At 52.7% G+C, this 22,704-nt stretch carries 21 protein-coding genes and 4 tRNA genes; all 25 read left to right on the forward strand.

The genetic code is table 11. The features are described from left to right. Positions 1-202: 202 nt before the first annotated feature. The 25 genes from birA (at position 203) to rpsS (ending at position 22,701) form a co-directional block, all read left to right on the forward strand. On the forward strand, positions 203-1,150 hold the full coding sequence (gene birA / locus HBN68_RS09820; protein WP_169963898.1) for a bifunctional biotin--[acetyl-CoA-carboxylase] ligase/biotin operon repressor BirA: 948 nt from the start codon (positions 203-205) through the stop codon (positions 1,148-1,150). Next, complete coding sequence (locus tag HBN68_RS09825) at positions 1,140-1,883, forward strand: pantothenate kinase (protein ID WP_169963900.1); 744 nt, start codon at positions 1,140-1,142, stop codon at positions 1,881-1,883. The genes birA and HBN68_RS09825 overlap by 11 nt, the downstream gene beginning before the upstream one ends. 7 nt (positions 1,884-1,890) lie before the next feature. Then, the gene (locus HBN68_RS09830) at positions 1,891-2,277 is read left to right on the forward strand and encodes a hypothetical protein (RefSeq protein WP_094992105.1); all 387 of its coding nucleotides are present in this window, start codon (positions 1,891-1,893) and stop codon (positions 2,275-2,277) included. 160 nt (positions 2,278-2,437) lie between these two features. After that, positions 2,438-2,522 (forward strand) — tRNA-Tyr (locus HBN68_RS09835). A gap of 24 nt (positions 2,523-2,546) precedes the next feature. Next, positions 2,547-2,620 (forward strand) — tRNA-Gly (locus tag HBN68_RS09840). Between the two features lie 23 nt (positions 2,621-2,643). Next, positions 2,644-2,719: transfer RNA gene (locus HBN68_RS09845), tRNA-Thr, on the forward strand. A 247-nt stretch (positions 2,720-2,966) separates the two neighbouring features. Next, positions 2,967-3,042 (forward strand) — tRNA-Trp (locus HBN68_RS09850). Between the two features lie 45 nt (positions 3,043-3,087). Next, the gene (secE, locus tag HBN68_RS09855) at positions 3,088-3,456 is read left to right on the forward strand and encodes a preprotein translocase subunit SecE (protein WP_094992106.1); all 369 of its coding nucleotides are present in this window, start codon (positions 3,088-3,090) and stop codon (positions 3,454-3,456) included. 9 nt (positions 3,457-3,465) lie between these two features. Beyond that, on the forward strand, positions 3,466-3,999 hold the full coding sequence (gene nusG / locus HBN68_RS09860; protein WP_094992107.1) for a transcription termination/antitermination protein NusG: 534 nt from the start codon (positions 3,466-3,468) through the stop codon (positions 3,997-3,999). A 116-nt stretch (positions 4,000-4,115) separates the two neighbouring features. Beyond that, entirely contained in the window at positions 4,116-4,547 is a 432-nt protein-coding gene (gene rplK, locus HBN68_RS09865) for a 50S ribosomal protein L11 (RefSeq protein ID WP_008008888.1), read from the forward strand. After that, on the forward strand, positions 4,547-5,242 hold the full coding sequence (rplA, locus tag HBN68_RS09870; protein ID WP_016779167.1) for a 50S ribosomal protein L1: 696 nt from the start codon (positions 4,547-4,549) through the stop codon (positions 5,240-5,242). Before rplK ends, rplA begins: the two co-directional genes overlap by 1 nt. A 197-nt stretch (positions 5,243-5,439) precedes the next feature. Continuing rightward, a complete protein-coding gene (gene rplJ / locus HBN68_RS09875; RefSeq protein ID WP_003444392.1) occupies positions 5,440-5,940 on the forward strand; it encodes a 50S ribosomal protein L10 in 501 nt (166 codons plus the stop codon). 80 nt (positions 5,941-6,020) lie between these two features. Next, the gene (rplL, locus tag HBN68_RS09880) at positions 6,021-6,386 is read left to right on the forward strand and encodes a 50S ribosomal protein L7/L12 (protein ID WP_094992108.1); all 366 of its coding nucleotides are present in this window, start codon (positions 6,021-6,023) and stop codon (positions 6,384-6,386) included. A 219-nt stretch (positions 6,387-6,605) separates the two neighbouring features. Continuing rightward, on the forward strand, positions 6,606-10,679 hold the full coding sequence (rpoB, locus tag HBN68_RS09885) for a DNA-directed RNA polymerase subunit beta (protein ID WP_047277902.1): 4,074 nt from the start codon (positions 6,606-6,608) through the stop codon (positions 10,677-10,679). 64 nt (positions 10,680-10,743) lie between these two features. Beyond that, on the forward strand, positions 10,744-14,943 hold the full coding sequence (gene rpoC, locus HBN68_RS09890) for a DNA-directed RNA polymerase subunit beta' (RefSeq protein ID WP_047277900.1): 4,200 nt from the start codon (positions 10,744-10,746) through the stop codon (positions 14,941-14,943). A 216-nt stretch (positions 14,944-15,159) separates the two neighbouring features. Continuing rightward, the gene (gene rpsL / locus HBN68_RS09895) at positions 15,160-15,531 is read left to right on the forward strand and encodes a 30S ribosomal protein S12 (protein WP_002555494.1); all 372 of its coding nucleotides are present in this window, start codon (positions 15,160-15,162) and stop codon (positions 15,529-15,531) included. Between the two features lie 123 nt (positions 15,532-15,654). After that, entirely contained in the window at positions 15,655-16,125 is a 471-nt protein-coding gene (rpsG, locus tag HBN68_RS09900; protein WP_016779172.1) for a 30S ribosomal protein S7, read from the forward strand. Between the two features lie 30 nt (positions 16,126-16,155). Continuing rightward, positions 16,156-18,258: an elongation factor G gene (fusA, locus tag HBN68_RS09905; protein ID WP_094992109.1), complete on the forward strand. Its 2,103-nt coding sequence runs from the start codon at positions 16,156-16,158 to the stop codon at positions 18,256-18,258. A 35-nt stretch (positions 18,259-18,293) separates the two neighbouring features. After that, positions 18,294-19,487: an elongation factor Tu gene (tuf, locus tag HBN68_RS09910; RefSeq protein WP_025857206.1), complete on the forward strand. Its 1,194-nt coding sequence runs from the start codon at positions 18,294-18,296 to the stop codon at positions 19,485-19,487. 143 nt (positions 19,488-19,630) lie between these two features. After that, the gene (gene rpsJ / locus HBN68_RS09915) at positions 19,631-19,942 is read left to right on the forward strand and encodes a 30S ribosomal protein S10 (protein ID WP_003186070.1); all 312 of its coding nucleotides are present in this window, start codon (positions 19,631-19,633) and stop codon (positions 19,940-19,942) included. An 81-nt stretch (positions 19,943-20,023) separates the two neighbouring features. Beyond that, on the forward strand, positions 20,024-20,659 hold the full coding sequence (gene rplC / locus HBN68_RS09920; protein ID WP_003444377.1) for a 50S ribosomal protein L3: 636 nt from the start codon (positions 20,024-20,026) through the stop codon (positions 20,657-20,659). A gap of 12 nt (positions 20,660-20,671) precedes the next feature. Then, on the forward strand, positions 20,672-21,274 hold the full coding sequence (rplD, locus tag HBN68_RS09925; RefSeq protein WP_047277894.1) for a 50S ribosomal protein L4: 603 nt from the start codon (positions 20,672-20,674) through the stop codon (positions 21,272-21,274). Further along, complete coding sequence (gene rplW, locus HBN68_RS09930; protein WP_003444375.1) at positions 21,271-21,570, forward strand: 50S ribosomal protein L23; 300 nt, start codon at positions 21,271-21,273, stop codon at positions 21,568-21,570. The genes rplD and rplW overlap by 4 nt, the downstream gene beginning before the upstream one ends. Before the next feature lie 14 nt (positions 21,571-21,584). Beyond that, positions 21,585-22,409 carry a 50S ribosomal protein L2 gene (rplB, locus tag HBN68_RS09935; RefSeq protein ID WP_047277892.1) on the forward strand — a complete coding sequence of 275 codons (825 nt, stop codon included), beginning with the start codon at positions 21,585-21,587 and terminating at the stop codon, positions 22,407-22,409. 16 nt (positions 22,410-22,425) lie between these two features. Then, positions 22,426-22,701, forward strand: a complete 276-nt coding sequence (rpsS, locus tag HBN68_RS09940; RefSeq protein ID WP_003232420.1) for a 30S ribosomal protein S19 — start codon at positions 22,426-22,428, stop codon at positions 22,699-22,701. Positions 22,702-22,704: the final 3 nt, after the last annotated feature.

The following is a 22,704-nucleotide window of genomic DNA, read 5'->3' on the forward strand; positions in this document are numbered from 1 at the left end:
GAGAGTAGGTCATCGTCAAGATTAAATTCCAGAATCCCTGTCTGCTCACGCAGACAGGGATTTTGTTTTTGTGGCTGAAAAAGAGCGTGCACGCCATCTCTACGCTGGACACTCCTTACCCCGTCCCTGCACGCATTTCAGCTTCTATGCAATCTGCTAGCTCATCGTTATGATGCGTGCCTGATAGTGAGGCGATACTTGCATGCTGACGTTGTTGAAACTCCTTAAGGATGGCCACTTTCACTCTGGGCAGGCATTAGGCGCCCAATTGGGTATAAGCCGCAGTGCTGTATGGAAGCAATTACAAAGATTAGAGGCGGACTCAAATCTGTCTATCCATAAGGTTCGTGGTCGAGGCTATCAATTAGCATTCCCTCTGGATCTTCTAGACGAGGCAGGCTTCTCGAACAGCTGTTATCCCGTACATCTCCACGAAATAGTGGACTCAACCAATGCGGAAGCATTTCGTCAGATCAATAAAGGGCATTCTGCGCCTTACGTGATTGTCGCTGAACAGCAAAATGCCGGGCGAGGGCGCAGAGGGCGGAATTGGGAAAGTCCTTTTGCGCAGAATGTTTACTACAGTTTAGTGCTTCGAGTGGATGGTGGGTTGCGTCAGCTGGAGGCGCTGAGTCTTGTGGTCGGTCTTGCTGTATTGAATACGCTTAAAGATTTCGGTCTACAGGCAGTGGGGCTGAAGTGGCCTAACGATGTATTGGTTGGCGACAAGAAGATCGCTGGAATTCTATTGGAGTTAGTCGGTGATCCCGCAGACGTATGTCACGTTGTCATAGGTATTGGTATTAACGTAAATATGAGAGCCGCCACAGGCGTGGGCCAACCCTGGACGTCAATGAGCTTGGAAACCGGCATGAGAGTTGAGCGTAATGAGGTTATAAACGCGCTGAATAAACGGCTGAAAAATTATTTGAACGCTCACGCAGTGACGGGGTTTTCTTCGTTTCATGCTGAGTGGGAGAAGAATCACGTGTGGCAAGGTCGCGATGTTTCATTGATGGCTGGCTTGCACCAGGTTGATGGGGTTGTGGTCGGTGTGGATCAGCAGGGAGCATTGCGCTTGTGCATTAATGGTGAATTGAGAACGTACAGTGGCGGCGAGCTTAGTTTGAGATTGCGCGATGATTCTTGAGCTCGATTGCGGTAATAGCTTCATCAAATGGAGAGTGCTTGATTCCAAAGAGCCGGTGACTGGAGGAGTCGCTGATTCAGAAGGTGGATTAGTCTCTGCTATTTTGGCCCGCCCCGATTTGAATATCACACATTGTCGTATGGTCAGTGTGCGCAGTGACGTAGAAACATCGCAGCTGATTGCGGCGCTTGCCTCAGAGTTTTCTATTGAGGTTTTATGTGCGGTCCCCGCTCCTACTCTTGCGGGAGTGACCAATGGCTACGAAGATTTTGAGCGTCTAGGCCTGGATCGATGGCTCGCCCTCGTTGCAGGATATGCATTAGTTGGTGGGGCATGCCTAGTCCTCGACTTGGGTACAGCAGTCACTGCGGACTTTGTCTCAAATGATGGGCTGCATATCGGAGGGTTTATCTGCCCTGGAATGCCGCTTATGCGTAATCAATTACAAACTCATACGCGTCGCATCAAATATGACGTTGCATCGGTCACGGGGGCAATGCAGCGTATTGAGCCCGGGCGCACGACAATTGAAGCTGTAGAGCGAGGCTGTTTACTTATGCTGCGTGGCTTTGTAGCTACACAAATACAATTGGCGCGCGACTATTGGGGCGATAATTTCAAGATATTGCTTACGGGTGGGGATGCAGATTTGATTGCGGATACAGTGCCTGAAGCGCGGGTAGTCAAAGATTTGGTGTTTGTCGGACTGGCTGTCGCCTGTCCTTTTTCTTGAGGTGCCTATGCGTTGGTTGTTGATGTTGCTGGTGGTGTTGAATGTCTTTTATTTCATCTGGCATCAACAAGAGGCGCCTCTGAGGGGCAAGGAGATAATTTCGTTATCTCTGTATAAGGGTAGCAAGCAGGATATTCGACTTCTCAGTGAGGCCGGCGCTCAAAAGCTGCCAGTTGAGGATGGTGGGTGCATTTATCTACGAGTTTTGGGTTCTGGCGGTGAAGAAAAAGAAATTCTTCAGAAGATGATGGATAAGAAACTGCTGGTGGAGCAGATAGGTGAGGGCGCTCTCTTTAAGGTGATGAGCGCAGGTCCGCCTATGAAGGGTAATCAGGACGTATTGAATCTTCTGAATGAATTCAAGGAGTTAAAAGTTGAAAAAAACCCATGCTAGGGGTTGCAGCTTTTCACGTGTTTGCATAGAATGGCGCCCGCTCCACAGTGATAGTCGAAAACGAGTCTGGCTGTGAAGCAAGTCGATATGCTAACTCAATGATTTTATTGAGAAAGTGGTTGACAAGGGGTTGGGATGATGTATAATCCCGCCCAGCTCAGGAGGGGTTCCCGAGCGGCCAAAGGGATCAGACTGTAAATCTGACGTCTACGACTTCGAAGGTTCGAATCCTTCCCCCTCCACCATATTTGCGCAAATCAGCATAATTTGCGGGTGTAGTTTAGTGGTAGAACCTCAGCCTTCCAAGCTGATGATGCGGGTTCGATTCCCGCCACCCGCTCCATATGTGCTGGTTTAGAGGTTTTTGCTCTTGTAGCTCAGTTGGTAGAGCACACCCTTGGTAAGGGTGAGGTCAGCGGTTCAAATCCGCTCAAGAGCTCCATAATTCAAAGGCAGATATGAAAATATCTGCCTTTGTTTTAGCGGGCTGAAAGGCTTGTGTGGAGTGTTTGCCGGTTGGTGCCTTGTGGTGCTTACTGCTCCGGATTGTAATTGCTGTTGTGGGTTGCACGCATTCTGCTCCTTGCATCGTCATTTTGCTGTTGTTTGGCTAGTTTGGCGGAAGCGGTTGCATTTGTTGTTGAAAAGTCTCTCTCGAGGCTGCATAATTCGCGGCTCGATAATGTTTTAGGTCAGTAGCTCAATTGGCAGAGCGACGGTCTCCAAAACCGTAGGTTGGGGGTTCGATTCCCTCCTGACCTGCCAGATTCGCTCATTGCGTCTGGCTTTCTTTTCACAGGATCCTCTTTGATGACTCCCAAGGCTGAAGTTCAAGGCTCTCGCTTCGATCTCCTCAAGTGGCTGGCAGTTGTTGCCCTTGTTGCGGTAGGCGTTGTTGGGAATCAGTATTATTCTGGTTCGCCGATCCTGTATCGTGTCATTGCACTTCTTGTTCTTGCTGCAGTCGCTGTCTACGTAGGCTTGCAGACTGCTAAGGGTAAGTCGTTTGCTGTCCTGGTAAAGGAAGCTCGTATTGAGATTCGTAAAGTCGTATGGCCAACTCGCCAAGAAACTACGCAGACTACTCTGATTGTTGTAGCTGTTGTTCTAGTTATGGCGTTGCTGTTGTGGGGGCTTGATTCCCTGCTCGGCTGGCTTGTTTCCTTGATTGTTGGCTAAGGGTGTCCCGTGGCTAAGCGTTGGTACGTTGTGCATGCTTATTCGGGTTACGAAAAGCATGTTATGCGCTCTTTGATTGAGCGCATCAAGCTGGCAGGCATGGAAGATGGCTTCGGCGAAATTCTGGTTCCCACTGAAGAAGTGGTTGAAATGCGTAATGGCCAGAAGCGCAAAAGTGAACGCAAGTTCTTCCCTGGTTATGTGCTGGTCCAAATGGACATGAACGAAGGTACTTGGCACTTGGTCAAGGATACACCTCGTGTCATGGGCTTCATTGGCGGCACCGCTGACAAGCCAGCGCCGATCACAGATAAAGAAGCAGAAGCAATTCTGCGTCGTGTTGCTGATGGTAGTGATAAGCCTAAGCCGAAGACGTTGTTCGAGCCGGGCGAGGTCGTTCGTGTCACAGACGGTCCTTTCGCTGACTTCAACGGTACAGTCGAAGAGGTTAACTACGAAAAGAGTCGCATCCAGGTGGCTGTGCTCATTTTCGGTCGCTCTACTCCGGTAGAGCTAGAGTTCAGTCAGGTCGAAAAGGTCTAACTGAATACGCATCCCAACCCCATGGCTTCGCCGTGGGGTTTTGTCGTCACTGGGATAAACACGCAAGTAGCCGGGGAGCCTTTCTTAGGCGTCTGAACCCGTAATTGGAGTGCCTCATGGCCAAGAAAATTACCGCTTACATCAAGCTGCAAGTAAAGGCCGCTCAGGCCAACCCAAGCCCGCCTGTTGGTCCAGCTTTGGGTCAGCACGGTGTGAATATCATGGAATTCTGCAAAGCGTTCAACGCCCGTACTCAAGGCATTGAACCAGGTCTGCCGACTCCTGTGATCATCACTGTTTACAGCGACCGTAGCTTCACGTTCGAAACCAAATCGACTCCTGCTTCGGTTCTGCTGAAGAAAGCTGCCGGTTTGACTAGCGGTTCCGCTCGTCCAAACACCGTTAAGGTTGGCACCGTTACTCGTGCTCAGCTGGAAGAAATCGCGAAAACCAAAAACGCGGATCTGACTGCAGCTGATATGGAAGCAGCCGTGCGTACCATCGCCGGTTCTGCTCGTAGCATGGGCCTTAACGTGGAGGGTGTGTAATGGCTAAGCTGACTAAGCGTCAAAAGGCAATCGCCGGTAAAATTGAAGCTGGCAAGTCTTACAACTTCGTAGACGCTGCTGCTTTGCTGGCTGAGCTGTCGACTGTTAAATTCAGCGAGTCCTTTGATATCGCCGTAAATCTGGGCGTAGACCCGCGTAAATCTGACCAGGTAGTTCGTAGCGCAACTGTGTTGCCACACGGCACTGGCAAGACTGTACGTGTAGCTGTCTTCACTCAGGGTCCAGCTGCTGAAGCTGCTCTGGCTGCAGGTGCTGATCGCGTAGGTATGGACGATCTGGCTGCTGAAATGAAAGGCGGCGACCTCAACTACGACGTAGTTATTGCCTCTCCGGATGCAATGCGTGTTGTTGGTCAGTTGGGTCAAATCCTTGGTCCGCGCGGTCTGATGCCTAACCCTAAGGTTGGTACTGTGACTCCAGACGTTGCTACCGCGGTTAAAAACGCTAAAGCTGGTCAGGTTCGTTATCGCACTGACAAAAACGGTATCATCCACACCTCCGTTGGCAAGATCGGTTTCGACGCCGTTCAGCTGAAGGAAAACGTTGAAGCCCTGATCGCTGATCTGAAGCGTATCAAGCCTGCTTCCTCGAAAGGTATTTACGTCAAACGCGTTACCCTGAGCACCACAATGGGCCCAGGCTTGGTCATCGACCAAGGTTCCCTGGACGCGTAAGACAAATCTGGTGCATGTAAATGTGCCGATTGAAAGATTGGGGTCCCTGCCTGGCGGGGGCTATCCAAGACCGTAGGCGACGCAAGTCTTAAACCTCAAGCCTACGCAGATGGTGCTCCCGGTTCCTTACCGAATCAGACACCAAAACGACATCCGGCCTCGGTTGGATGAAACGGTAACAAGCAGGAGTTAAACCCGTGGCAATTAAACTCGAAGACAAGAAGGCCATCGTCGCTGAAGTCAACGAGGCTGCCAAAGTTGCCCTGTCTGCTGTTGTGGCTGATGCCCGCGGCGTGACAGTTGGCGCTATGACCGGACTCCGTAAAGAGGCTCGTGAAGCTGGTGTTTACGTACGTGTTGTACGTAACACACTGCTAAAGCGCGCTGTTGCTGACACTGAATACAGTGTTCTCAACGACGTGTTCACTGGCCCGACCTTGATCGCATTCTCGAATGAACATCCTGGCGCTGCTGCCCGTTTGTTCAAAGAGTTCGCGAAAGGTCAGGATAAGTTCGAGATCAAGGCAGCTGCGTTCGAGGGCAAGTTCCTCGCAGCTAATCAGATCGACGTACTGGCAAGCCTGCCGACCCGTGACGAAGCAATTTCTCAGCTGATGAGCGTGATTCAAGGCGCAACCAGCAAATTGGCTCGTACTCTGGCAGCACTTCGCGACCAGAAAGAAGCAGCTGCAGCTTAAGGCTAAGCGACTTTTTTCAGCGTTTATTGTTTATTTCGATGGCCGCTTAGGCTGTCACCCCAATACAGGAATATATAGTCATGTCTCTGACTAACGAGCAAATCATCGAAGCAATCGGCGAAAAATCCGTTCTGGAAATCGTTGAGCTGATCAAGGCAATGGAAGAGAAGTTCGGCGTTTCCGCTGCTGCTGCTTCTGCTGGTCCTGCTGCTGCCGCTGCTGTTGTTGAAGAGCAAACTGAATTCAACGTTATGTTGACTGAAGCTGGCGAGAAGAAAGTTAACGTGATCAAGGCTGTACGTGAGCTGACTGGTCTGGGCTTGAAAGAAGCCAAGGCAGTAGTTGACGGCGCTCCAGCTATGGTTCTGGAAGCTGTTTCCAAAGACGCAGCTGACAAAGCCAAGGCTACCTTGGAAGAAGCAGGCGCTAAAGTCGAGCTGAAGTAAGCATCGACCTTGCGTCTCCAGCCCAAGCGTTAAGCTGAGGCTGATGGCTGGTGGCTCTTGCCACCGGCCTTTTTCCGTTATTGGCTTCCGACTGGGTCGGCGCTTTTAACGTGCTGTAACCACCCTGTGCGGTGGAGCAAACCAAGGGGTTTGCACGATTTTCTGGCTGCTCCCGTCGGGAGGGGCCAAACAAGCAGGTGACCAAGCTGGGGAACGCTGATGGCTTACTCATATACTGAGAAAAAACGTATCCGCAAGGACTTTAGCAAGTTGCCGGACGTCATGGATGTGCCGTATCTCTTGGCAATCCAGCTGGATTCGTATCGTGAATTCTTGCAGGCGGGAGCGACTAAAGATCAGTTCCGCGACGTGGGCCTGCATGCGGCCTTCAAATCCGTTTTCCCGATCATCAGCTACTCCGGCAATGCTGCGCTGGAGTATGTGGGTTATCGTTTGGGTGAACCGGCATTTGATGTCAAAGAATGCGTGTTGCGCGGTGTAACTTACGCCGTACCTTTGCGGGTTAAAGTTCGCTTGATCATTTTCGACAAAGAATCGTCGAACAAAGCGATCAAGGACATCAAAGAGCAAGAAGTCTACATGGGCGAAATCCCATTGATGACTGAGAACGGTACCTTCGTTATTAATGGTACCGAGCGTGTAATTGTTTCCCAGCTGCACCGTTCCCCGGGCGTGTTCTTCGATCACGACCGCGGCAAAACGCACAGCTCCGGTAAGCTGCTTTATTCCGCGCGTATCATTCCTTACCGTGGTTCGTGGTTGGATTTCGAGTTCGACCCGAAAGACTGCGTGTTCGTACGTATCGACCGTCGTCGCAAATTGCCTGCGTCCGTGCTGCTGCGTGCACTGGGTTATACCACTGAGCAAGTGCTTGAAGCGTTCTACACCACAAACGTATTCCACGTGCAAGGTGAGAGCATCAGCCTGGAGCTGGTGCCCCAGCGCCTGCGCGGTGAAATTGCAGTCATCGATATCATGGATGACAAGGGCAAGGTGATTGTCGAGCAAGGTCGTCGTATTACCGCTCGCCATATCAACCAGCTGGAAAAAGCCGGTGTCAAAGAGCTCGTTATGCCTCTGGACTATGTCCTGGGACGCACAACGGCCAAGGCAATCGTGCACCCGGCTACCGGCGAAATCATTGCGGAATGCAACACAGAGCTGACAACCGAAATTCTGGCAAAAGTTGCCAAGAGCCAAGTTGTCCGTATTGAAACGTTGTATACCAACGACATCGACTGTGGTCCGTTCGTCTCTGACACGCTGAAAATTGATTCCACCAGCAACCAATTGGAAGCACTGGTCGAAATCTACCGCATGATGCGTCCAGGCGAGCCGCCAACCAAAGATGCTGCCGAGACCCTTTTCAACAACCTGTTCTTCAGTCCTGAGCGTTATGACCTGTCTGCGGTCGGCCGAATGAAGTTCAACCGTCGTATCGGTCGTACCGAAATCGAAGGTTCGGGTGTGCTGTGCAAGGAAGATATCGTTGCAGTGTTGAAGACTCTGGTCGACATCCGTAACGGTAAAGGCATCGTCGATGACATCGACCACTTGGGTAACCGTCGTGTTCGCTGCGTAGGCGAGATGGCCGAAAACCAGTTCCGCGTTGGACTGGTACGTGTCGAGCGTGCAGTTAAAGAGCGTCTCTCGATGGCAGAAAGCGAAGGCCTGATGCCGCAAGACCTTATCAATGCCAAGCCAGTTGCTGCGGCGGTGAAAGAGTTCTTCGGTTCCAGCCAGCTTTCGCAATTTATGGACCAGAACAACCCGCTTTCCGAAATCACCCACAAGCGCCGTGTTTCTGCACTGGGCCCAGGTGGTTTGACGCGTGAGCGTGCCGGTTTTGAAGTTCGTGACGTACACCCGACGCACTACGGTCGTGTATGCCCGATTGAAACGCCGGAAGGCCCGAACATCGGTCTCATCAACTCATTGGCTGCTTATGCCCGCACCAACCAGTATGGTTTCCTTGAGAGCCCGTACCGTGTTGTGAAAGAAGGCGTGGTAACCGACGAGATCGTGTTCCTGTCTGCCATTGAAGAAGCAGATCACGTTATTGCTCAGGCTTCAGCCACCATGAACGATCAGAAAGTCCTGATCGATGAGTTGGTAGCTGTACGTCACTTGAACGAGTTCACTGTTAAGGCGCCGGAAGACGTCACCTTGATGGACGTGTCGCCGAAACAGGTAGTTTCGGTTGCTGCGTCGCTGATTCCGTTCCTCGAGCATGACGATGCCAACCGTGCATTGATGGGTTCGAACATGCAGCGTCAAGCTGTACCGACACTGCGTGCTGACAAGCCGTTGGTGGGTACAGGCATGGAGCGTAACGTAGCGCGTGACTCCGGGGTTTGTGTAGTAGCCCGTCGTGGTGGCGTTATTGACTCCGTAGATGCTAGTCGCATCGTTGTTCGTGTTGCAGATGACGAAGTTGAAACCGGTGAAGCCGGTGTCGACATCTACAACCTGACCAAGTACACACGCTCTAACCAGAACACCTGCATCAACCAGCGTCCGCTGGTTCGCAAAGGTGATCGGGTTCAGCGTAGCGACATCATGGCTGATGGCCCGTCCACCGACATGGGTGAGCTGGCTCTGGGTCAGAACATGCGTATTGCCTTCATGGCATGGAACGGCTTCAACTTCGAAGACTCCATCTGTCTGTCGGAACGTGTAGTTCAGGAAGACCGTTTCACCACGATCCACATTCAGGAACTGACCTGTGTGGCTCGTGACACCAAGCTTGGTCCAGAAGAAATCACTGCAGACATCCCGAACGTGGGCGAAGCTGCGCTGAATAAACTGGATGAGGCCGGTATCGTTTACGTGGGTGCTGAAGTCGGCCCAGGCGACATTCTGGTTGGTAAAGTGACACCGAAAGGTGAGACGCAGCTGACTCCAGAAGAGAAGCTGTTGCGCGCAATCTTCGGTGAAAAAGCCAGCGACGTTAAAGACACTTCCCTGCGTGTGCCGACTGGTACCAAAGGCACTGTCATTGACGTTCAGGTTTTCACTCGCGACGGCGTTGAGCGTGACGCTCGTGCACTGTCGATTGAAAAAACCCAGCTGGACGAAATTCGCAAGGACCTGAACGAAGAGTTCCGTATCGTTGAAGGTGCAACATTCGAGCGCCTGCGCTCCGCATTGGTGGGTAACATTGCCGAAGGCGGTGCTGGTCTCAAGAAAGGCCAGGAAATCACCAATGAGGTTCTGGATGGTCTTGAGCATGGTCAGTGGTTCAAGCTGCGCATGGCTGAAGATGCTCTGAACGAGCAACTTGAGAAGGCTCAGGCTTACATCATCGACCGTCGTCGTCTATTGGATGACAAGTTCGAAGACAAGAAGCGCAAGTTGCAGCAAGGCGATGACCTGGCTCCAGGTGTGCTGAAAATCGTCAAGGTTTACCTGGCAATCCGTCGTCGCATCCAGCCGGGTGACAAGATGGCTGGTCGTCACGGTAACAAGGGTGTGGTCTCCGTGATCATGCCGGTTGAAGACATGCCGTACGATGCCAATGGCACCCCGGTTGATGTTGTCCTCAACCCGTTGGGCGTACCTTCGCGTATGAACGTTGGTCAGATTCTTGAAACTCACTTGGGCCTTGCAGCCAAAGGGTTGGGCGAGAAGATCAACCTCATGATTGAGGAGCAACGCAAGGTCGCAGACCTGCGTAAGTTCCTGCATGAGATCTACAACGAAATTGGCGGTCGTCAAGAAAGCCTGGATGACTTCTCGGATCAGGAAATTCTTGATCTGGCGAAGAACCTTCGCGGCGGTGTTCCGATGGCTACCCCGGTGTTCGACGGTGCCAAGGAAAGCGAAATCAAGGCCATGTTGCGTCTGGCAGATCTGCCAGATAGCGGCCAGATGCAGCTGACTGACGGTCGTACCGGCAACAAGTTTGAGCGTCCGGTTACCGTTGGCTACATGTACATGCTGAAACTGAACCACTTGGTAGACGACAAGATGCATGCTCGTTCTACCGGTTCTTACAGCCTGGTTACTCAACAGCCGTTGGGTGGTAAGGCGCAGTTCGGTGGTCAGCGTTTCGGGGAGATGGAGGTCTGGGCGCTGGAAGCCTATGGCGCGGCATACACTCTGCAAGAAATGCTCACAGTGAAGTCGGACGATGTGAACGGCCGTACCAAGATGTACAAAAACATCGTGGACGGCGATCACCGTATGGAGCCGGGCATGCCCGAGTCCTTCAACGTGTTGATCAAAGAAATTCGTTCCCTCGGCATCGATATCGATCTGGAAACCGAATAACACGTGACGCGAATCGAGAGCGGGGCTGTACTGCCCGCTCTCTGCTCCGCCAGGAGGAAAGGCCTTGAAAGACCTACTGAATTTGCTGAAAAACCAGGGTCAAGTCGAAGAGTTCGACGCCATCCGTATTGGATTGGCCTCGCCTGAGATGATCCGTTCGTGGTCGTTCGGTGAAGTTAAAAAGCCGGAAACCATCAACTACCGTACGTTCAAGCCTGAGCGTGACGGCCTGTTCTGCGCCAAAATTTTTGGCCCGGTAAAGGATTACGAGTGCCTGTGCGGTAAGTACAAGCGCTTGAAACACCGTGGTGTGATCTGTGAGAAGTGCGGCGTTGAAGTCGCGCTGGCCAAGGTCCGCCGTGAGCGCATGGCTCACATTGAACTGGCTTCGCCAGTAGCCCACATCTGGTTCTTGAAATCGCTGCCGTCCCGTATCGGTTTGCTGATGGACATGACCCTGCGTGATATCGAACGCGTTCTCTACTTCGAGAGCTATGTCGTTATCGATCCGGGTATGACCACGCTGGAAAAAGGTCAGCTGCTGAACGATGAGCAGTATTTTGAAGCGCTGGAAGAGTTCGGCGACGATTTCGATGCTCGTATGGGTGCCGAAGCTGTTCGCGAACTGCTGCACGCTATCGACCTGGAGCATGAGATTGGTCGCCTGCGCGAAGAGATTCCGCAAACCAACTCTGAAACCAAGATCAAGAAGCTGTCCAAGCGTCTGAAGTTGATGGAAGCCTTCCAGGGCTCCGGCAACCTGCCTGAGTGGATGGTGCTGACCGTTCTGCCGGTTCTGCCGCCAGATCTGCGTCCATTGGTCCCGCTGGATGGCGGTCGTTTCGCGACTTCCGACCTCAACGATCTTTATCGTCGAGTGATCAACCGTAACAACCGTTTGAAGCGCCTGCTGGATCTGTCTGCTCCAGACATCATCGTGCGCAACGAAAAACGGATGTTGCAGGAAGCTGTTGATGCGCTGCTCGACAACGGTCGTCGTGGCCGTGCTATCACCGGTTCGAACAAGCGTCCTCTGAAATCCCTGGCTGACATGATCAAGGGTAAGCAGGGTCGTTTCCGTCAGAACTTGCTCGGTAAGCGTGTTGACTACTCGGGTCGTTCGGTAATTACCGTAGGTCCGACCTTGCGTCTGCACCAGTGCGGTCTGCCGAAAAAAATGGCACTTGAGCTGTTCAAGCCGTTCATTTTTGGCAAGCTGGAAATGCGCGGTCTCGCGACTACCATTAAAGCTGCCAAGAAAATGGTTGAGCGCGAACTGCCAGAGGTTTGGGACGTTCTCGCTGAAGTAATCCGTGAACACCCGGTTCTCCTGAACCGTGCGCCGACCCTTCACCGTCTGGGTATCCAGGCGTTTGAACCGGTACTGATCGAAGGTAAGGCTATTCAGCTACACCCGCTGGTCTGCGCCGCGTACAACGCCGACTTCGACGGCGACCAAATGGCTGTACACGTACCGCTGACACTGGAAGCTCAGCTCGAAGCGCGTGCGTTGATGATGTCGACCAACAACATTCTGTCGCCAGCTAACGGTGAGCCAATCATCGTTCCGTCGCAGGACGTTGTATTGGGTCTGTACTACATGACCCGCGAGGCGATCAACGCTAAAGGCGAGGGTCGTGTGTTCGCGGATCTGCAAGAAGTTGACCGTGTGTTCCGTGCCGGCGAAGCCGCACTGCACGCCAAGGTCAAGGTGCGGATCAACGAAACCGTCAATGATCGTGATGGTGGCAGCGTGACCAACACCCGTATTGTCGACACAACTGTCGGCCGTGCACTGTTGTTCCAAGTTGTTCCAAAAGGTCTATCGTACGACGTCGTTAACCTGCCAATGAAGAAAAAGGCAATCTCGAAACTGATCAACCAGTGCTATCGCGTGGTTGGTTTGAAAGAGACTGTGATCTTTGCTGACCAGTTGATGTACACCGGTTTTGCTTACTCGACCATTTCCGGCGTTTCCATCGGCGTTAACGACTTCGTTATCCCGGATGAAAAAGCCCGCATCATCGGTGCCGCCACCGATGAAGTTAAAGAGATCGAAAGCCAGTACGCCTCCGGTCTGGTTACTCAGGGCGAGAAGTACAACAAAGTAATCGACCTTTGGTCGAAAGCTAACGATGAAGTTTCCAAGGCGATGATGTCGAACCTCTCGAAAGAGAAGGTTATTGACCGTCATGGCAATGAAGTTGAGCAAGAGTCGTTCAACTCGATGTACATGATGGCTGACTCCGGCGCTCGTGGTTCTGCAGCACAGATCCGTCAGCTGGCCGGTATGCGTGGTCTGATGGCCAAGCCAGACGGCTCCATTATCGAAACGCCGATCACTGCGAACTTCCGTGAAGGTTTGAGCGTACTCCAGTACTTCATCTCGACTCACGGTGCTCGTAAGGGTCTCGCGGATACGGCCTTGAAAACGGCTAACTCCGGTTACCTGACCCGTCGTCTTGTGGATGTTGCGCAAGATCTGGTTGTAACTGAAGTTGATTGTGGTACCGAGCACGGTCTGTTGATGACGCCACATATTGAAGGCGGCGACGTTGTAGAGCCGTTGGGTGAGCGTGTATTGGGTCGTGTGATCGCCCGTGACGTATTCAAGCCGGGTACTGAGGAAGTTATTGTTCCGGCAGGTACTTTGGTTGATGAGAAGTGGGTTGAATTCATCGAGCTCAACAGCATCGACGAAGTAATCGTTCGTTCGCCAATCAGCTGCGAAACCCGTTTCGGTATCTGCGCCAAGTGCTACGGTCGCGATCTGGCTCGTGGTCACCAGGTGAACATCGGTGAAGCTGTCGGCGTGATCGCTGCTCAGTCGATCGGTGAGCCGGGTACACAGCTGACAATGCGTACGTTCCACATCGGTGGTGCGGCTAGCCGGACCTCCGCTGCTGACAGCGTTCAGGTGAAGAATGGCGGTACTGTCCGTCTGCATAACCTGAAGCACGTTGAGCGTGTCGATGGCTGCCTGGTGGCTGTGTCGCGTTCCGGTGAGCTGGCAATTGCTGATGATTTCGGTCGTGAGCGTGAGCGCTATAAGCTGCCGTACGGCGCTGTAATTTCGGTTAAGGAAGGTGACAAGGTTGATGCTGGCTCTATCGTAGCCAAGTGGGATCCGCATACTCACCCAATCGTTACTGAAATGAAAGGTACCGTGACCTACGTGGGCATGGAAGAAGGCATCACGATCAAGCGTCAGACAGACGAATTGACCGGTATGACCAACATCGAAGTGCTTGATGCCAAAGACCGTCCAGCTGCTGGCAAGGACATCCGTCCCGCTGTGAAGATGGTGGGTGTAGATGGCAAAGACTTGCTGTTGCCAGGTACTGATGTACCGGCTCAGTACTTCCTGCCAGCGAACGCTTTGGTTGGTGTAGCGGATGGTGCGGAAATCGCGATCGGTGACGTTATCGCTCGTATTCCACAAGAAACTTCGAAAACTCGAGACATCACCGGTGGTCTGCCACGCGTTGCTGACTTGTTCGAAGCGCGCCGTCCGAAAGAAGCCTCGATTTTGGCTGAAGTCAGCGGCACCATCGCATTCGGTAAAGAAACCAAGGGCAAGCGTCGTCTGGTTATTACCCCGAATGACGGTAGCGATCCGTACGAAGAGCTGATTCCGAAATGGCGTCACCTGAACGTCTTCGAAGGCGAACAAGTGAACCGCGGTGAGGTTATCTCCGATGGTCCTAGCGATCCGCATGACATCCTGCGTTTGCTGGGTGTGAGTGCGCTGGCTAAGTACATCGTTAATGAAATCCAGGACGTATACCGTCTGCAAGGCGTGAAAATCAACGATAAACACATCGAGACGATCTTGCGTCAGATGTTGCGTAAAGTTGAGATTTCCGAATCTGGCGACTCCTCCTTCATCAAGGGTGACCAGATGGAGTTGACGCAGGTGTTGACCGAGAACGAGCGTTTGAGCACTGAAGACAAGTTTGTCTCCAAGTTCACTCGTGTTCTGCTGGGTATCACCAAGGCGTCGTTGTCGACTGAATCGTTCATTTCTGCGGCCTCTTTCCAAGAGACAACTCGCGTATTGACCGAAGCAGCGGTAACAGGCAAGCGCGATTACCTGCGCGGCCTGAAAGAAAACGTTGTCGTGGGTCGTTTGATCCCGGCAGGTACTGGTTTGGCTTATCACAGCGAGCGCAAACGTCGCCGTGATGCTGACAAACCATTGCGTGTAAGCGCCAGTGAGGTGGAAGCCGCACTGACCGAAGCACTGAACTCTAGCGGTAACTGAGTTCAGCCCTGAATGAAGGAAGGGCCCTGGCTGTTCCGTTCATCGAATCAAGACCAATAGTCCAGGTTTGATGGTGCGGAAGGTCGGGGCCTTGCCTTGACTGGGGGCAAGATCCTCTTTAGACTCTTGTACCCCTAAATTTGGCGGGAATTCGTTCCTGCCATTTTGCTTTTCTTGCAAGACAATAGCGTCGCAAGACAACAGTGGAGCTAGTAGATGGCAACTATCAACCAGCTGGTACGTCAGCCGCGTAAGCGTATCGTCGAGAAATCCGACGTGCCTGCGCTGCAAAACTGCCCGCAACGTCGTGGTGTGTGCACTCGTGTGTATACAACTACGCCGAAAAAACCTAACTCGGCACTGCGTAAAGTATGCCGTGTGCGTCTGACCAACGGTTTCGAGGTTTCCTCGTACATCGGCGGTGAAGGCCACAACCTGCAAGAGCACAGCGTGGTACTGATTCGTGGCGGTCGTGTAAAAGACTTGCCAGGTGTTCGTTATCACACCGTTCGCGGTTCTTTGGATACTTCCGGCGTTAAAGGTCGTAACCAGGGTCGTTCGAAGTACGGTACCAAGAAGCCGAAGTAGTTTTCGGTAGCTGGTAAATAATGCAGATTTCTTTTTTTCTGAGTCGATAAGAGTAAGGTCGGACGTACATCGTCAAGATGTAATGGTTCCGAGCTAACCTGAAGACCGTTTGAGGGCTTATCCATGCCAAGAAGACGCGTAGCAGCCAAGCGCGAAGTGCTTGACGATCCAAAATACGGAAGCCAAATCCTGGCCAAGTTCATGAACCACGTGATGGAAAGCGGCAAAAAAGCCGTTGCCGAGCGTATCGTTTATGGCGCGCTGGAGAAGGTTAAAGAGCGTAAGAACAGCGATCCCCTGGAACTCTTCGAGAAAGCACTCGACGCCATCGCTCCGCTGGTCGAAGTGAAGTCGCGCCGTGTAGGCGGTGCTACTTACCAGGTTCCGGTCGAAGTTCGTCCGTCCCGTCGTAACGCTCTGGCCATGCGCTGGTTGGTAGACTTCGCGCGCAAGCGCGGCGAAAAGTCTATGGCTTTGCGTTTGGCTGGCGAACTGTTGGACGCTGCTGAAGGCAAAGGCGCAGCAGTTAAGAAGCGTGAAGACGTGCACCGTATGGCTGAAGCTAACAAAGCTTTCTCGCACTACCGCTTCTAATTTCAGCGCTACTCACTTTGCGAGGGCTTTATGGCTCGTACTACACCGATTAACCGCTACCGTAACATTGGTATCTGTGCTCACGTGGACGCGGGTAAAACCACGACTACTGAGCGGGTACTTTTTTACACCGGCAAAAGTCACAAGATGGGCGAGGTGCATGATGGCGCCGCGACCACGGACTGGATGGTGCAGGAGCAGGAGCGTGGTATTACCATCACTTCTGCTGCGATCACTACCTTTTGGCAGGGTTCTGCCAAGCAGTACGACAACTACCGTTTTAATGTAATTGATACACCGGGTCACGTTGACTTCACGATTGAAGTAGAGCGTTCCTTGCGTGTGCTCGATGGCGCGGTTGTTGTGTTCTGCGGCACCTCTGGTGTTGAGCCTCAGTCTGAAACCGTATGGCGTCAAGCCAACAAGTACGGCGTTCCGCGTCTTGTTTACGTAAACAAGATGGACCGTGCGGGTGCAGATTTCCTGCGCGTAGTAGGTCAGATCAAGAAGCGTCTGGGTCATACTCCGGTGCCTATCCAGCTGGCTATCGGCTCCGAAGACAACTTCCAGGGTCAGATTGATCTGATGACCATGGAAGCGGTTTACTGGAACGATGCTGACAAGGGTATGACTGCACGTCGTGAGGCTATTCCTGCAGAAATGCGAGAGCTGGCTGAAGAGTGGCGCAGCCATATGGTTGAGGCTGCGGCCGAGGCCAGTGAAGAGCTGATGAACAAGTACCTCGAAGGCGAAGAGCTTTCCATCGAGGAAATCAAAGCGGCTCTGCGTCAGCGTACTATCGCTGGTGAGATCGTTTTGGCTGTTTGTGGTTCTTCCTTCAAGAACAAGGGTGTTCCCCTGGTTCTCGATGCCGTGATCGACTATCTGCCTGCCCCTACCGATATTCCGGCCATCAAGGGTTCTGACCCGGATGACGAAAATATCGAGATGGAGCGTCACGCAGATGATGCTGAGCCGTTCTCGTCTTTGGCGTTCAAGATTGCTACCGACCCGTTTGTGGGTACTTTGACCTTCGTTCGAGTTTACTCGGGTGTATTGAACTCCGGTGACGGCGTTATCAACTCGGTTAAAGGCAAGAAAGAGCGCGTGGGTCGTATGGTGCAAATGCACGCAAACGCCCGTGAAGAGATCAAGGAAGTGCGCGCTGGTGACATCGCGGCCTTGATCGGCATGAAGGATGTCACTACAGGTGATACCTTGTGCGCCGCTGATAAGCCAATCATCCTGGTTCGTATGGAATTCCCGGAGCCGGTTATTTCGGTTGCGGTTGAGCCTAAGACCAAGGATGACCAGGAAAAAATGGGTATCGCACTGGGCAAGCTTGCTCAGGAAGATCCATCTTTCCGTGTAAAAACTGATGAAGAGACTGGTCAGACGATCATCTCTGGTATGGGCGAATTGCACCTCGACATCCTGGTTGACCGGATGAAGCGTGAGTTCAACGTCGAAGCCAACATCGGTAAGCCTCAGGTTTCTTATCGTGAGCGCATCACGAAGAGCTGTGAGATCGAAGGCAAGTTCGTTCGTCAGTCCGGCGGTCGTGGTCAGTTTGGCCATTGCTGGATCCGTTTTGCACCTGCTGACGAAGGTCAGGAAGGTCTGCAGTTCGTGAACGAAGTGGTAGGTGGTGTGGTTCCTAAGGAATACATCCCGGCTATCCAGAAGGGTATCGAAGAGCAGATGAAGAACGGTGTTGTTGCCGGCTATCCGCTGATCGGCCTGAAGGCTACCGTGTTTGATGGTTCTTACCACGACGTCGACTCTAACGAGATGGCGTTTAAGGTGGCTGCTTCCATGGCGACCAAGCAACTGGCTACCAAAGGTGGCGGTGAGCTGCTTGAGCCGATCATGGCGGTAGAGGTTGTTACACCAGAAGACTATATGGGTGACGTGATGGGCGACTTGAATCGTCGTCGCGGCATGATTCAGGGTATGGAAGATACGGTTTCTGGCAAGGTAATCCGTGCCGAGGTTCCGTTGGGCGAAATGTTCGGTTATGCAACTGACGTTCGTTCCATGTCCCAGGGTCGCGCAAGCTACTCTATGGAATTCAAAAAATACGATACAGCTCCGTCGCACATCGTCGAAGCTGTTACTAAAAAACAAGGCTGATTTAGTTCAGTCCTTTAGGCAAGGAGTTAATTGTCGTGGCTAAAGAAAAATTTGATCGTTCCCTACCGCACGTCAACGTTGGCACTATCGGTCACGTTGACCATGGTAAAACCACTCTGACTGCAGCTCTGACTCGTGTTTGCTCCGAAGTTTTCGGTTCTGCTCGCGTTGACTTCGACAAGATCGACAGCGCACCAGAAGAAAAAGCTCGTGGTATCACCATCAACACTGCTCACGTTGAGTACAACTCGACAATTCGTCACTACGCTCACGTTGACTGCCCAGGTCACGCTGACTACGTGAAGAACATGATCACTGGTGCTGCCCAGATGGACGGCGCAATTCTGGTTTGTTCGGCTGCTGATGGTCCGATGCCGCAAACCCGTGAGCACATCCTGCTGTCCCGTCAGGTTGGCGTTCCGTACATCGTGGTCTTCCTGAACAAGGCTGACCTGGTAGACGACGCTGAGCTGCTGGAACTGGTTGAGATGGAAGTGCGCGATCTGCTGAGCACTTACGACTTCCCAGGTGACGACACTCCGATCATCATCGGTTCTGCTCGTATGGCTCTGGAAGGTAACGACGAAAACGAAATGGGCACCACTGCCGTTCGTAAACTGGTTGAAACTCTGGATACCTATATCCCAGAGCCAGTTCGTCTGACTGACAAGCCATTCTTGATGCCAATCGAAGACGTGTTCTCGATTTCTGGTCGCGGTACTGTTGTGACTGGTCGTATCGAGCGCGGTATCGTTCGCGTTCAAGATCCGCTGGAAATCGTTGGTCTGCGTGACACTACTGTTACCACTTGCACCGGCGTTGAAATGTTCCGCAAGCTGCTTGACGAAGGTCGTGCAGGCGAAAACTGCGGCGTTCTGTTGCGTGGTACCAAGCGTGACGACGTTGAGCGTGGTCAGGTTCTGGTTAAGCCGGGTTCGGTTAAGCCGCACACCAAGTTCACTGCAGAAGTTTACGTTCTGAGCAAGGAAGAAGGCGGTCGTCACACTCCGTTCTTCAAAGGCTACCGTCCACAGTTCTACTTCCGTACTACTGACGTGACTGGTAACTGCGAGCTGCCAGAAGGCGTTGAAATGGTAATGCCAGGTGATAACATTCAAATGACTGTTACCCTGATCAAAACCATCGCGATGGAAGATGGTCTGCGTTTCGCTATCCGTGAAGGCGGTCGTACCGTCGGCGCTGGCGTCGTAGCCAAAATCATCGAGTAATCGATGATTGCATGAAAAAGCCCCCGCCCAGCGGGGGCTTTTTTTATTGAGTTGACACCTACTGGGGTCGTCTATAGAATTGCGCCTCCTTTTAACGGGCGTATTGCGCTCGGTGGGAATAGCAATCTGGAGTCTGAAATCCAATGCAAAATCAGCAAATCCGTATCAGGTTGAAGGCTTTTGACCATCGCCTGATCGACCAATCAACCCAGGAAATCGTGGAAACCGCGAAACGTACTGGTGCTCAAGTGCGTGGTCCAATTCCACTGCCTACCCGTAAAGAGCGGTTCACCGTTCTGGTCTCCCCGCACGTCAACAAAGACGCGCGTGACCAGTACGAGATCCGTACTCATAAGCGCGTACTGGACATCGTCCAGCCAACGGATAAAACCGTTGATGCACTTATGAAGCTTGATCTTGCGGCCGGTGTGGAAGTGCAGATCAGCCTCGGCTAAGACTTGGGTCTTAGTCGTGTAACGCTCTGAAATGGGCGGCCATAGCGGGTGAAAGCCCCGTACACTCATGAGGTTTACAACATGACTATTGGTGTAGTCGGTCGTAAATGCGGTATGACCCGTATTTTCACCGAAGAAGGTGTCTCCATTCCGGTCACGGTCATTGAGATCGAGCCGAATCGCGTCACCCAGTTCAAAACTGAAGAAACCGATGGCTATCGTGCAGTGCAAGTCACTGTCGGCGAGCGTCGCGCTTCGCGCGTAACAGCTGCTCAGGCGGGTCACTTCGCCAAGGCAAACGTTGCAGCTGGTCGTACCGTAATGGAATTCCGCCTTGAAGAAGGCGAGTACCAGGCAGGCGATCTGATCAACGCTGAAATCTTCACCGCAGGTCAGATGGTCGATGTGACCGGTCAGTCCAAAGGTAAAGGCTTCCAGGGTACGATCAAGCGTTGGAATTTCCGTGGCCAAGATAACACTCACGGTAACTCCGTTTCCCACCGCGTCCCGGGCTCTATTGGCCAGTGCCAGACTCCTGGTCGTGTATTCAAGGGCAAAAAAATGTCCGGTCATATGGGCGCTGAGCGCGTGACCGTGCAGTCCCTCGAAGTAGTGCGCGTCGACGCTGAACGCAATCTGTTGTTGGTCAAGGGTGCTGTTCCTGGCGCTACTGGCGGCAACCTGGTTGTACGTCCGGCGGCCAAGGCTCGCGGTTAAGGGGAAGCTGACATGCAATTAAACGTAAATGACGCTCAAGCGATCGAAGTTTCCGAACTGACATTTGGCGGCGAGTTCAACGAGACGCTGGTTCACCAAGCAGTCGTGGCCTACATGGCCGGCGGCCGTCAAGGTAGCAAGCAGCAAAAGACCCGTTCCGACGTTCGTGGTGGCGGTAAGCGCCCTTGGCGTCAGAAAGGTACTGGCCGTGCTCGTGCCGGTACTATCCGTAGCCCAATCTGGCGTGGCGGTGGTACTACATTCGCAGCTCGTCCACAGGATCACTCTCAGAAGCTGAACAAGAAGATGTACCGCGCAGCAATGCGTTCCATCCTTGCTGAGCTGGTGCGTACTGATCGTCTGGTCGTGGTTCAGGACTTCGCTGTTGAAGCGCCGAAAACCAAAGATCTGCTGAACAAACTGAATGGCATGGGTCTGACTGATGTCCTGATCGTGTCTGAAGTTGTTGATCAGAACCTGTACCTGGCTGCTCGTAACCTGCCACACGTTGATGTTCGTGACGTGCAAGGTTCCGATCCAGTTAGTCTGATCGCATACGACAAGGTGTTGATCACCGTGTCGGCCGTGAAGAAATTCGAGGAGCTGCTGGGATGAACCAGGAACGCGTATTTAAAGTTCTGCTTGGCCCGCACGTTTCCGAGAAGGCTACGGTTCTGGCAGACAAGAAAGGCCAGTTCGTTTTCAAGGTTGCTACTGATGCAACCAAGCTGGAAATCAAGAAGGCCGTCGAAAGCCTGTTCAGCGTGAAAGTTGAGCGTGTTACTACCCTGAATGTTCTGGGTAAGAGCAAGCGCACCGCTCGCGGCGTGGGCAAGCGTAATGACTGGAAGAAGGCAGTAATCTCCCTTCAGCCAGGCCAAGATCTCGATTTCAGCAGCAGTGCTGAGTAAGGAAGGGGTGCATCATGGCAATCGTTAAATGCAAACCGACTTCCCCTGGCCGCCGTCATGTGGTCAAGGTGGTCAACCAGGAGCTGCATAAAGGCGCTCCTCACGCACCGCTGCTCGAGAAAAAATCGAAGTCTGGTGGTCGTAACAACAATGGCCGCATTACCACGCGTCACATCGGTGGTGGTCATAAGCAGCATTACCGTATGGTCGACTTCCGTCGCAACGACAAAGATGGCATTCCTGCCACTGTCGAGCGTATTGAATACGATCCAAACCGTACTGCTCACATTGCTCTTATGCTGTACGCAGACGGCGAACGCCGTTACATCATCGCCCCTAAAGGCGTGAGCGCTGGTGACCAGCTGATCTCGGGTGCTTTGGCTCCGATCAAGCCAGGTAACTCGCTGCAGCTGCGTAGCATTCCAGTTGGTAGCACCGTACACGGCATCGAATTGAAGCCGGGTAAAGGCGCGCAAATCGCTCGCTCCGCTGGTGCTTCTGCTCAGCTGGTAGCTCGTGAAGGTGTCTATGTGACCCTGCGTCTGCGCTCCGGTGAGATGCGTAAAGTTCTGGCTGAATGCCGTGCGACCCTGGGTGAAGTCTCGAACTCCGAGCACAGCCTTCGTTCGCTGGGTAAAGCTGGTGCCAAACGCTGGCGTGGCGTTCGCCCAACCGTTCGTGGTGTTGCCATGAACCCGGTTGACCACCCACATGGTGGTGGTGAAGGTCGTACCTCTGGTGGTCGTCATCCGGTATCGCCATGGGGCTTCCCGACTAAGGGCGCGAAGACTCGTGGTAATAAGCGTACCGACAAAATGATCGTCCGTCGTCGCAAGTAAATAGAGGGATACGACAGTGCCACGTTCTCTGAAAAAAGGTCCTTTTATTGATCTTCACCTACTGAAGAAGATCGAAGTGGCGGCGGAAAAGAATGATCGCAAGCCGGTGAAAACCTGGTCGCGTCGTTCGATGATCCTGCCACAAATGGTCGGTCTGACCATTGCTGTGCATAACGGTCGTCTGCATGTTCCAGTTCTCGTGAACGAAGACATGGTTGGCCATAAACTAGGCGAGTTTGCCGGTACCCGCACTTATCGTGGGCACGTGGCAGACAAGAAAGCCAAGCGTTAAGGG

The organism is Pseudomonas sp. WS 5078 (assembly GCF_012985745.1).
Lineage (GTDB): Bacteria > Pseudomonadota > Gammaproteobacteria > Pseudomonadales > Pseudomonadaceae > Aquipseudomonas > Aquipseudomonas lundensis_A.